The following is an 11480-nucleotide window of genomic DNA, read 5'->3' as shown; positions in this document are numbered from 1 at the left end:
CGCCCGCCCAGGCTCGCCATCGGCCGCCGCCTCTTCGACAACGATGTCGCTGCTGTCGTCCACGCAGAATCTCTAGAGCTTGACGGCGGCAGCTTTCCTGACCTTCGTTCCCAACGCAAGTCAGGATATGGTCGCAGCCATGCCTCAGCCCCCAATCGGTCAGGATGCCCCCTGCCGGTCAGGACAAGTCCCCCGCAAGGTCAGGATGACGCCCCCATCCGGTCAGGCGTTCTCCCCCGCAAGGTCAGGATTATGGTTCTAAGTGCTTGTTCCTACGGCATTCTGTCGGCTCTGAATCTGAATCCTGGAATCTCGAAATCACCCGCTGCATCCGCAGCGGTCGTGTTTAAGGATTGGTACGGAGGGGAAGGCGTCCGCCGCATGTTTTCCGCTCAAGGTTGCAAAGCCGGTCGCGAAGCACTCAGAATCGAGCGACGGCCACTCTGGAGCCTTCGGATGGACCTCGAACGCTTCCTCCTCGATCACAGGATCAGCGATCTGCTGTCGACCTTCTTCTGGGCCTGGGTGCTGCTCGGCCTGGCGGTCTTCTACCTCTTCTACCGACTAGGGCTCGCCCGACTGCCGCACCCCGGGGTCGTGGTTCGGAGCGCCGGGCGGGGGATCCTCGCGGTCCTGCTCTTCGTGATCCTCGCACCGTTCATGGCCGGCGGCGGCGTCTATCACCCCGGTCGCGCCTGGGACGACGATCCGGATTGGTGAGCGCGCGTGAAGACCCTCGTCGTCAACAATCAGAAGGGCGGCGTCGGTAAGACGACGCTGGCCGTACACGCCGCCTGGTTCCTCGCGGAGGCGGGCGCCCGGGTGCTGTTCGTCGATCTCGACCCTCAGGGAAACGCCAGCTACAGCCTCGCCGACGCCCGGCAGGCGGGGCCGAGCAGCGTCCTGTTCTTCGAAGCGCCGCCCGCCTTGAGCGAGGCCGCCGGCGTCACCCTCTTCGCCGGGGACCGCGGCCTCGACAGGGTCGACGCCGCCCTCTCCAGCGCCGTGGTCAACTACCGCAACGCCTTCACCCGCCTGGCGGGCCGCTTCGACTACGCCGTGCTCGACACGCCGCCCACCTGGAGCGGGCGCAACTACGCCGCCCTGATGGTGGCCAGCTGCCTTGTCTCGCCCATCGACCTGGAGACCTACGCCCTGCAGGGGGTGAAGCAGCTCTGGGCGCAGAAGGCCACGGTGGAAAAGGCGGCCCGAGGCGGGCGGCCGATCGACTTCCTGGGCCTGCTCCCGTCCCGCTTCCAGAGCAACTCGCCAAGGCAGCGGGAGAACCTCACCGGTCTCCTGCGCGAACAGGGCGCGCGGATCATGTTTCCGGGCCAGGGCGTGCTCACCCAGCGCCAGGGATACGCTGAAGCGCTCGATGTTCGCCAGCCGGTCTGGAAGCTGAAGAAGACCGCCGCTCAGGAGGCCGGGCGGGAGATCCGCCGGGTGCTCGCCACCATCCAGTCGCGCCTCGACGTCGTTCCCGCTTGAGCCCATGTCCCAGTCCGGTTTTCTCGACACCTTCGCCGATCTCAGCGCCGCACTCGGCGCCGCCGCCGATACGGTCATGAGCCTGCCGCTCGACCTGGTCGAGGAGGACCCCGCCAATCCTCGGCAAGCCTTCGACGCAGCCGAGCTGGCGGCTCTGGCCGAAACCCTGAAGGCGCGGGGGCTCAAGCAGCCCATCGTCGTCCGGCCGCCCAATGCGGAGGGGCGCTACGTGATCCGCTACGGCGCCCGGCGTTTTCGCGCCGCGCGCCTTGCGGGTTTCAGCGAGATCCGCGCTGTGATCGAGGCCGGCGATGTCGACGAGGCCGACGCACTCACGGACCAGCTGATCGAGAACGAGCAGCGCGCGGCCCTGACCACGACCGACATGGCCCAGGCGGTGGCGCGCCTTCTGGCCCTCGGCCAGAGCCAGGCGGAGATCGCCCGACGGCTCGGCCGCGGCAAAGACCTGATCGCGATCTACGCCGCTGTGCCGCAGATGCCGGCCGACCTCCAAAGGTTGGGCGACGTCCTCGGCGCCAGGACGCTGTACGAACTCTGGGGGGCATGGAAGGCCGACGCCAGCAAGACCCAGGCTTGGCTCGCCGCACGCGATCCCAGCCAGCTCACCCAGGCGGCCGCGCGCGCCTTCGCGGGCGCCCTCAAGCCCGCACGCACGGCCAAGCCGGGCGTCTCGGACACCGCACCGCCGGCACCGTTCGACGCCGCTCAGTCCAGGGTCGCCGAGGCTCCAAGCGAGGAGCCCTCCCACCAGGTGAATACCGTCGCAGCGCCGCTCGTGCGGGTCCTCGTCGGCGCGCGGGCGGGGCGATTGGCGCTCGACCGCTCAAGCACGGCCGACGGTGTCTGGGTGGTGTTCGACGGCGCGGCCGAGCTCGTCCCTGCGTCCAAGGTGAAGATCCTGGCTGTGGAGGCGGACCGCTGAAGGGGCAGGGGAGGGCGAGGCTGACGCGAGCGCCCAAGGGGCGGGACGCAAGGAGTCTCCCATGTCGCTGAACGCCATCGTCGCCGCCCTGGGCGGCGACCTCTACGCGCGGGGGCTGCGCGCCAATATCCCCGCGCCCGGGCATAGCGCCCATGACCGGTCTGTCTCGTTGCGTCTGGTGGATGGGCGGGTGCTCGTCCACGCCTTCAATGGGGCCGACTGGCGCGAGATCCTGGACGACTTGAGGGCGCGCAACCTCATCGACGACCTGAATCGGCCGAACGCGGGCGGTGCGTCGGGCGCGGTGCGCCCAGGCCGCCCAGAGCCATCGGACCGCGACCGGATCGAGGCCGCCCAGCGCCTCTGGGAGGAGGCGCGCCCGATCGGCGGCACGCTCTCCGCCCGGCACCTCCAGCTCCGTCAGGTCAAACGCGACCCGCCGGGGCCGGAGGCGCTGCGGCATCATCCGGCCGCGCCGATCTCGGCGTACCGTCGCCGCTCGCCGACCCGGCCCGCGCTGCTCGCGGGGATCCGAAACCCCAATGGCGAGCTGACGGCCGTCGAGGTCACCTACCTGGACGCCGATGGACAGCGGACGCGCCGGCTGCGCCTGCCGCGCAAGACGATCGGGGTGATCCAACCGAGCTCGGCCGTTCGGCTGGACGCCGTGGCGAGCGACCTGCTCGTCGGCGAAGGCGTCTTCACCGTCCTGTCGGCCACCGAACGCTTCGGCCGGCCCGGCTGGGCGCTGATGTCGACGCGCAACCTGCGCTCCTGGCGCGCCCCGCAGGGCGTGCGCAGCGTCTGGATCGCCGCCGATCGCGGCAAGGACGGTGAGCGCTCGGCGCGGGAGCTCGCCGAAGCGCTCCAGAGCTCGACGATCGAGGCTCGCATCCTGCTGCCGCCCCGACCCCACGGTGACTGGAACGACCTCGCCCAGGCCGCGGGGAACGGGCGGGCCCGGCGCCACAAAGCAGAAGGGTAGGGCGGGGGAGGGTGCGCCCAAGGGCAGGATGGCCCTCGCCCACGGCGCTGGATACCCAACCCATGACCGACGTCGTCACCCCAACGCCCGCCGCCAGCCAGGTTCACGTGCCGCTCCAGGACCTGGCGCTCGCGCCGGAGAACATCCGCTTCAAGACGCCCGCCGACCAAGGCGTCCCGCAGCTGGCCGACACCATCGCCGCGGCCAACGTCGTCATTCCGCTGGCCGTCCGCCCCGGCCGCAAGGGCGAGAAGCCCTTCATGGTGCTGGACGGCCGCCGCCGCCTCTTCGCCCTGCAGCTCCTGCTGGAGACCGGCCGGGTCGACGGATCGTTCCCCGTGAAGTGCGAGCTCTTCGAGACGCGGGAGAGCCAGGCGGCTGCGGCCATGCTCACCAATGTCGAGCGGGCGCCCGTCCACATGGCCGACGTCATCGAAGCCATCGGCAAGATGCGTCGCAAGAAGATGGACACCGCCGCGATCGCCGGCGCGCTCGGCTACGACGAGCTGGAGATCAAGCGGCTCGAGGCGCTCGCCCATGTCCACGGCGATGTCCTGAAGGCGTACCGAAAGGGCGCCCTGACGCTGAAGCAGGTGCGCCTGTTCGCCCGGCTGCCCGACCGCAAGGCCCAGGGCGAGCTCGCCGCCACCGCCCTGCAGGGCTACTTCCACGAATACCAGCTGCATCAGGCGCTGGCCGCCGATCGGGTGACGAGCGAGGACGAGCGGTTCGCCTTGGTGGGGCTCGACCGGTATACGGCCGCGGGGGGGCGGGTCGAGACCGACCTCTTCGGCGAGATGCCCGAACGGCTGCTCGATCCGGAGACGCTGCAGGACCTTTGGCGCGGGCGGGCGCAGCCGCTCGTGGACGCCTTCAAGGCGGCCGGACTGGCGGTCTACATCGGCCGCGACACCGGCTACCGTGCGCCGGAGGGCTTCGAGACGCTGCCCTATGTCTACCCGGGCGACTTGGACGAGGCGACCAAGGGGCGGCTCGCCGAGGCGCGCCGGGCGGCCGCCGAGGCCCTCGCTGCGCTCGACGAAGAGGACCTTGCCGGCGATGACGCGGCCGCGAAGATCCTACCGGCCCTGATGGCGAAGATGGAGGTGGCCGCCGCGCCGCTGAAGCGCCTGACGCTCGGCGCGGTCTTGCTGGCGCCGGACCGCGCCATCGGGGTTAAGGCCGAGTTCTTCGGCGCGCCGGCGGCGATCGACGAGGCGGAAGAGGACGAGGCGCAGGAGGCCGACGACCAGGCGGAGGCCGGCGCCCCCTACGAGCCGGACATCGAGGTGCCGGTGATCGAGGTTGAGGTGGACGGCGCAAGCCATGCGCTGCATGAGACGCGGACCGACGTGGCGACGCGGGGCTTGATCCGGGACCTTGCCGACAACCCGGGCGCCGCGCTCGTCGCCCTGATCGCGCAGCTCTTCAAGCACCTTGCGCTTCATGGGCCAGTCTATCAGGGCGAGTCGGCGCTGGTGATTTCCGCCACCGGCTATCGGCGGGGTCAGACGCCCGCGATCCCCGCCCTCGACGGGGAGGTGCGGGGCCGGCTCGACCAGCGCCGGGCCGCCTATCTGGCGTCCAACCTTCGCCCGATCGCCTGGGTGGAGAGCCTGCCGCACGGCGAGCGAATGGCCCTCCTGGCGGAGCTGGTGGCCATCAGCCTCAATGTTCGGGAGGAGCGGACGACCAGCCTGCGCCGGTCCGCGCGGGCCGAGGCGGCCGAGATCGCCGAGCTCTGCGGGGCGGACATCGCGGCGCACTGGACGCCGGACAACGACTACCTCTCCGTCCACCCCAAGAAGCAGCTGCTCTCGCTTCTGGACGACATGGGCGTCGACGACCCGCGGGTGAAGACGCTGAAGAAGGAGGAGCTGGTCGCCTTCGTGGCCGAGGCCGCCGCCGAGCGGCAGTGGGCCCCCTCGGTGCTCTCCTGGAACGCCGCGCCGCCGAGCGACGACGTCCCGGACGCGGAAGCGGCGAGTGATTCCGACGCGCCCGAGGATCGGCCTGGGGACGGGCTGGCGGAGCAGGCGGCGGCCTGATGCGCTGAGCGCCCCTGAGCGCCCCACCGGCCAGGCCGGTGGGGCGTCTTGCTTTGGCGCTCGCCGATCTGACGGAAAGGGGAAGGGGAGGGAAGGCGGCCGGCGAGCCCGCGGGAGAGGAGGGAGGCGCCCTCCGCCGCGGGCGATCAGGACCTCCCGAATGAACGCCCCCCTTCCGCTCTTCGGCGCCGCTCCCGCCGGCGACAAGGCCGCCAACACCCTGGCCGCGGCGCGCGCGCTGGCTCCTCAGCTCAACCGGTCCCGAGCCCTGGACCGCCGACTGGTCGCCGCGACCCTGACCACGTCGTTCGGCGGCTCCGACGCCGACGGCGCGTGGCTCTGGCGCGACGCCTATGACGCGGTGGAAGCCGCGCTGGTCCTGCAGCTTCGCCGGCTGGCCCCGCAACTCGCCCGGCTCGAGGACGCGCCAGCCGAGATCGTCGCCCTGCTCAGCGATCTCACGGCGCTTACCCTGACCCATTCGCGCCGCAGCGAAGAGCAGGTGGCGCTCGACCAGTTCTCATCGCCGCCGGCGCTCGCGGCGATGGCCGTGGCCGCCGCCCAGGTGCGGCCGGGCGACCGTGTGCTCGAGCCCTCGGCGGGCACCGGACTGATGGCAGTCATCGCAGAAGCCTGCGGCGCGCACCTGACGCTCAACGAGCTCGCGCCGCATCGCGCGGCCCTGCTCGAAGGGCTGTTCCCGGACGCTGCGCCGACGCGGCACGACGCGGTGCATTTGAAGGACCTCCTGCCGACCGCCGGCAGCTTCGACGCCGCCCTCGTCAATCCGCCGTTCCAGCACCTGGAGCGGCACCTGCACGCCGCGCTCGATTGCCTGGCGACCGGCGGCCGGCTCGCCGCCATCGTGCCGGCGCGCCTGTTCGAGGACCGGGCCGCCTTGCAGGCGCTGCAGGGCCGCGGCGACCTCGTGGCCGCCGTCGGCCTTCCGCCCCCGGCCTTCGCCAAGCATGGCACGTCGGTCGAGGTGGGCCTGCTGGTCCTCGACCGGGCCGACGCGGCCGGCGCACAAAGGGCCGAGGTGCGGTCCGTCGACACCTTGGCGGAGGCCGCCCAGGCCGTGACGGCGCTCGCCCCCAGGCCCACCGCCAAGCCCAGGTCCTTCCGCGCCGCCGCCCCCTCGGCCTTCCTTTCGCCCCGGGCCCGAACGCCCGCCGGTCCGGCGAACCGGCTCAGGTTCCTCAGCGCCAGCGCCCAGGTGGCTTACGCCACGATCCCGTGGCGTGGCCCCGGACGCGATGTCGGCCTCTATCAGGCCTACCAGGTGAGCCGGCTCGAAGCGGCCGGCGCCCAGCCGCACCCCTCGCCCCTGGTGGAGTCGGCGGCCATGGCTTCGGTCGCCCCGCCCGCGCCGAGCTACCGGCCCGTCCTGCCCCCGCGGGTGGTCGCGGAGGGCTTGATCTCCGACGCCCAGCTGGAAACCGTCATCTACGCCGGGGAGGCGCACGCGCGTCTCCTGCCCGGCTGGTGGACCTTGACCGAGGCGCCCCACCAGTTGGCCCTGGCGCGGGAAGACGTTCCCGGCGCCTTCCAGCTGCGCTGCGGCTTCATGCTCGGCGACGGCACCGGCTGCGGCAAGGGGCGGCAGGCCGCAGCGGTCATCGCCGACAACATGGCGCAGGGACGGCTTCGTGCGCTTTGGATCTCCAAGAACGACCACTTGCTGGAGGACGCGCGCCGCGACTGGTCGGCGATCGGCGGCGCAGCGCGCGAGATCGTCCCGCAGAGCGCCTGGAAACAGGGGGACGCCATCCGCCTCGACCGCGGCGTGCTCTTCACGACCTACGCCACGCTCCGGCAGCCCGGCCGCGGCGACAAGCCCTCGCGCCTCGACCAGATCATCGCCTGGCTCGGCGAGGACTTCGACGGCGTCATCGTGTTCGACGAGGGGCACGCCATGGCCAACGCCGCCGGGGGCGGCAAGGGGGCGCGGGGCCCGAAGAAGGCCTCGCTCCAGGGCATGGCCGGTCTGGCGCTGCAGAACCGTCTGCCGCTGGCGCGCGTGATGTATGTCAGCGCCACCGGCGCCACGACGCCGGAGAACCTCGCCTACGCCGCGCGGCTCGGCCTCTGGGGCGGCGCGGCCGCGCCGTTCCCCACCCGGGACGCCTTCATGGACGCGGTGGAGAAGGGCGGCGTGGCCGTCATGGAGCTGATCGCGCGCGAGCTGAAGGCGCTTGGCCTCTACATCGCCCGCTCCCTGTCGTTCGAAGGCGTGGAGTACGAGGCGGTGCGCCACGCGCTCACTTCGCAGGACATCGAGATCTGGAACGCGTGGGCCGACGCCTACCAGGTGATCCATCAGAACCTGCGTGCGGCGCTCGAGGCGGTCGGCGTCACCGAGGATGGCAAGCCGAAAAGCGGCCAGGCCGCCTCGGCGGTAATGTCCTGTGTGGATGGCTCCCGCGTTGCAAGGCTCGATTTGATGTTTTGGCGGCTGGGTCGGGTGCAGTCTTGTGTCCGGCCTGTTGATGCAGTCGTTTCAAGGACTGCTGGCCCTGATGGTGTCCGCAAGCTGGGTCCCACTCTGCTTTGCAGGCTTCGACGCCTTGGACACTACGCGGGGTGTCCCAGCTCCCGGTCTGACCGGTTCGCCATCACTTCACATCGCGCTCGCAACCTCCGGAAGCTGGTCGTCGACGATCAGCTAATCTGTCAGGCGGTCACGCCCTGAGGCGCGCGGTAGACGCCGCCGCGGGCCATGATCGACCAGGCGACACGGGCGGTGCGATTGGCCGCGGCCACCGTCACCACGCGAGCGGGTTTGCGCGCCAGCATCGCAGCGATGCGCGGGTCGACCGAGTCCGGTCTTGTTCGTGCACGGCGCACGAGCGAGGTCATGCCGACGACCAGCAGGCGTCTCAGATATCGATCGCCCATCCGTGAGATCCTCCCCATCCGCTCCTTGCCGCCGCTGGAGTTCTGCAGCGGTGTTAGGCCAAGCGAGGCCGCAAACTGCCGCCCGGAGCGGAAGCGGCTGGCGTCGGTGACTGAGGCGGCAAGCGCCGTGGCCGAGATCAGGCCGACGCCAGGGATGGTGCTGAGGCGCTGAGACAGCTCGTTTGTCCGATGCCAGGTCAGCAGCTCCTTCTCCAGCGCCGTGAGACGGACCTGCAGATCGCCGATCTGGCCCGCCAGGCCGGTGATGACTCGCGCCGCCAGCTCGGGCACGTCCGGCGCAGCGCCTTGAGCAACCCGTGCGGCTAGGTCGAGGGCATGATGCAGGCCGCGCGCCATCTCGATCCCAAACTCAGCCAGGAGGCCGCGGATCATGTTGACCAGCTGGGTGCGCTGCTTGACCAGCAGATCTCGGGTCCGGTGCAGCGCCAGGGCCGCCTGCTGCTGCTCGGACTTGATCGCCACGAACCGCATCGTCGGCCGCGTCACCGCCTCGCAGATCGCCTCGGCGTCGTTGGCGTCGGTCTTGCCGCGCTTCACGTAGGGTTTCACGTAAGCCGGCGGCATCAGCCGCACCTCGTGGCCGAGCCGCCTCAGCTCGCGCGCCCAATGGTGCGACGTGCCGCAGGCCTCGATCCCCACCAGGCAGGGCGGCGCGGTCTTGAAGAACGGCAGAACCTGGGCTCGTCGAAGAGCTTTGCGGACGATGACCTTCCCCTCGGCGTCAACCGCGTGAACCTGAAAAACGCTCTTGGCGAGATCCAGGCCGATCGTTGTAATCTCCATCTGGGTGGCTCCCTTCGCTCGTGGTTGTTCGACAACTTCCACAAGTCTGGCACTCAGATGCCGTGAGCGGGAGCCATCCACCCCATCTGCTTTCGAGGGCGCGAAGCTGCGTTTCTTCGGCGCGCTGTTGTCCGGTCTGAAGGCGCCCACCCTGATCGCCTCGATCCGCGAGGACCTCGCCCACGGGCGCTCGGCCGTGGTGCAGATCGTCTCCACCCATGAAGCGGTGATGGAACGGCGGCTGGCCGAGATCCCGCCGGAGGAGTGGAACAACCTGGCCGTGGACCTGACGCCGAAGGATCAGGCGCTGGACTGCCTCAAGGGGGCCTTCCCGGTGACCGCCATGGAAAGCATCGAGGACGAGGACGGCGCCGTCACGCTGCGGCCGCTGATCGTGGACGGGCGGCCGGTGCTCAGCCAGGAGGCGCTGCGCCTGCGCGAGGCCCTGATCACCGAACTCGCCTGCCTGCCGGCGGTCCCCGGCGTGCTGGACGCGCTGCTCGACGCTTTCGGACCCGACCAGGTCGCGGAAATCACCGGACGGTCCCGGCGGGTCGTCGCCCGTGACGGCCGTCGCGTGGTCGAGCGCCGCAGCGCCTCGGCCGCCCGCGCCGAAACCGACGCCTTCATGAGCGGCCGCAAGCGCATCCTGGTGTTCTCCGACGCCGGCGGCACGGGTCGGAGCTACCACGCGGACCTGAACTGCGGGAACACCGAGCGTCGCCGCCACTATCTGGTCGAGCCGGGCTGGCGAGCCGACGTGGCCATCCAGGGACTCGGCCGCTCGCACCGCACCAACCAGGCGAGCGCCCCGCTCTTCTGTCCGGTGACCACGGACATCCATGGCGAGAAGCGCTTCACCTCGACCATCTCGCGACGGCTGGACAGCCTGGGCGCCCTGACCAAGGGCGAGCGGCGCACGGCCGGACAGGGGCTCTTCCGCGCCGAGGACAACCTGGAAAGCGCGTGGGCCCGGCGCGCGCTGCAGGCCTTCTATGTGGCGCTGCATTGGGGCGACGTGGCGGCCATGGACCGGGAGACGTTCGAGGCCAAGACCGGCCTGCACCTGCTGGACGCCGAGGGCGGGTTGAAGGCGCCTGAGGACCTCCCGCCGATGAACACCTTCCTGAACCGCATGCTGGCGCTCAGGATCGAGGATCAGAACGCCCTGTTCGAAGCCTTCGAGTCGCTGCTCGCCGGCATTCTGGAGCGGGCTGCGGCGGCGGGCGCCCTTGACCGGGGCCTGGAGGACATCGACGCCGACGACGTCAGCCTCCTGGCCGAGGAGGTCGTCCGCACCGACGCCACGACCGGCGCGGAGACCAAGCTCGTGACCTTCGCGATCCGCACGCGGCGGGAGTTGGCCAGCGCGGACGACGCCCGGCGCGGCCAGGACGAAGCGGCGCTTCGTTACGCCGTCAACGCCAAGTCCGGCCGCGCCGCCCTCGTCGTGCAAGGCCTGACGACGACCGACGATCAGGATCGCCTGGTGCCCGCGGTGCGGCTCATCCGGCCAGAGAAGCGGTCGCTGCTCACGCGGAAAACATTCGAGGAGTCCGCCTGGGAGGACACGGATGAAAGCCGCTGGCGCGAGGCGTGGGAGGCTGAGCTGGCCGAGGCCGATCCCTGGCGCACGCGGGAGCTGATCCTCGCCACCGGCCTGCTGTTGCCGGTGTGGAGCAGCCTTCCCGACCAGCGCACCTATGTCCGCCGGCTCAAGGCGCCGGACGGCCGCCGCTGGCTCGGACGCGTCCTCGAGCCAAGCGACGCGGCCAAGTTGAAAGTGGCGCTTGGGCTCAGCGACGTGGCGACGGCCGTGGGCGATGGCGCCAGCGCGGCGCACTTGGTCTTGCGCGAGAACACCTCGATCGCCTTGGCGGGCGGGTTCTGGCTGCGCCGGGCGAAGGTGATGGACCGGTTTCGGCTGGAGGTCGTAGGCGCCGCCCCGCAGCGCTCCGCCTTCCAGGCTCTCGGCTGCTTCGTGGAGATCATCGCCTACACCCCCAGGGTCTTTGTCCCGGTCGACAAGCCGGAGGTGCTGACGGCGGTGCTCGGCAAGTGGCCGCCGCAGACCCTGCTCAGCGCCGCCGCCTGATCAGGCCGCGCCGAGTTTGGTCAAACAAACATCCCGTGGGACGTCACGCCGGGACGGCGCGGGAACCAGATCCCGCGCTCGCGGTTCATCGGCGCGGCGGCGCCTTCACTTGCGGCCGGCGCCGCCAACGACCCGCCCCCGGTCTGACCCGCCGGGGGTTTTTCGTGGGTGGAGCGCGAAAGGGAAGGGGAGGGCCCGGGTGGGCGAGCGCGGGCG

General features: G+C 70.9%; 8 protein-coding genes. 7 read left to right on the top strand and 1 reads right to left on the bottom strand.

Annotation, left to right across the window (positions count from 1 at the left end; all coding sequences use genetic code 11):
* Window positions 1-456 precede the first annotated feature (456 nt).
* The 6 genes from PHZ_RS22935 (at window position 457) to PHZ_RS21335 (ending at window position 8159) form a co-directional block, all read left to right on the top strand.
* On the top strand, window positions 457-720 hold the full coding sequence (locus tag PHZ_RS22935) for a hypothetical protein (protein ID WP_041374536.1): 264 nt from the start codon (window positions 457-459) through the stop codon (window positions 718-720).
* Between the two features lie 6 nt (window positions 721-726).
* A complete protein-coding gene (locus PHZ_RS21355; RefSeq protein WP_012520561.1) occupies window positions 727-1491 on the top strand; it encodes a ParA family protein in 765 nt (254 codons plus the stop codon).
* A gap of 4 nt (window positions 1492-1495) precedes the next feature.
* Window positions 1496-2434, top strand: coding sequence for a ParB/RepB/Spo0J family partition protein (locus tag PHZ_RS21350; protein WP_012520560.1), 939 nt, complete (start codon window positions 1496-1498; stop codon window positions 2432-2434).
* A 61-nt stretch (window positions 2435-2495) separates the two neighbouring features.
* Window positions 2496-3419 carry a toprim domain-containing protein gene (locus PHZ_RS21345; RefSeq protein WP_012520559.1) on the top strand — a complete coding sequence of 308 codons (924 nt, stop codon included), beginning with the start codon at window positions 2496-2498 and terminating at the stop codon, window positions 3417-3419.
* A gap of 62 nt (window positions 3420-3481) precedes the next feature.
* Window positions 3482-5467, top strand: a complete 1986-nt coding sequence (locus tag PHZ_RS21340) for a ParB/RepB/Spo0J family partition protein (RefSeq protein ID WP_012520558.1) — start codon at window positions 3482-3484, stop codon at window positions 5465-5467.
* 160 nt (window positions 5468-5627) lie between these two features.
* Entirely contained in the window at window positions 5628-8159 is a 2532-nt protein-coding gene (locus PHZ_RS21335; protein WP_012520557.1) for a strawberry notch-like NTP hydrolase domain-containing protein, read from the top strand.
* Here the strand turns inward: PHZ_RS21335 and PHZ_RS21330 are convergent.
* Window positions 8141-9169: an IS110 family RNA-guided transposase gene (locus tag PHZ_RS21330; protein ID WP_012520421.1), complete on the bottom strand. Its 1029-nt coding sequence runs from the start codon at window positions 9167-9169 to the stop codon at window positions 8141-8143. The two genes, PHZ_RS21335 and PHZ_RS21330, sit on opposite strands and share 19 nt — an antisense overlap.
* Here PHZ_RS21330 and PHZ_RS21325 point away from each other — a divergent pair.
* Entirely contained in the window at window positions 9135-11264 is a 2130-nt protein-coding gene (locus PHZ_RS21325) for a strawberry notch C-terminal domain-containing protein (protein WP_012520556.1), read from the top strand. The genes PHZ_RS21330 and PHZ_RS21325 overlap by 35 nt on opposite strands.
* Window positions 11265-11480: the final 216 nt, after the last annotated feature.

The organism is Phenylobacterium zucineum HLK1 (assembly GCF_000017265.1).
GTDB lineage: Bacteria > Pseudomonadota > Alphaproteobacteria > Caulobacterales > Caulobacteraceae > Phenylobacterium > Phenylobacterium zucineum.
The sequence above is the reverse complement of the archived record's forward strand: the minus strand, read 5'-3'. Positions and strand labels throughout refer to the sequence as shown.

Excerpts from the sequence above, each read along its gene's own strand:
- PHZ_RS21350 (WP_012520560.1), top strand. The coding sequence starts at position 1,496 with ATGTCCCAGTCCGGTTTTCTCGACACCTTCGCCGATCTCAGCGCCGCA.
- PHZ_RS22935 (WP_041374536.1), top strand. The coding sequence starts at position 457 with ATGGACCTCGAACGCTTCCTCCTCGATCACAGGATCAGCGATCTGCTG.
- PHZ_RS21335 (WP_012520557.1), top strand. The coding sequence starts at position 5,628 with ATGAACGCCCCCCTTCCGCTCTTCGGCGCCGCTCCCGCCGGCGACAAG.
- PHZ_RS21340 (WP_012520558.1), top strand. The coding sequence starts at position 3,482 with ATGACCGACGTCGTCACCCCAACGCCCGCCGCCAGCCAGGTTCACGTG.
- PHZ_RS21345 (WP_012520559.1), top strand. The coding sequence starts at position 2,496 with ATGTCGCTGAACGCCATCGTCGCCGCCCTGGGCGGCGACCTCTACGCG.
- PHZ_RS21330 (WP_012520421.1), bottom strand. The coding sequence starts at position 9,169 with ATGGAGATTACAACGATCGGCCTGGATCTCGCCAAGAGCGTTTTTCAG.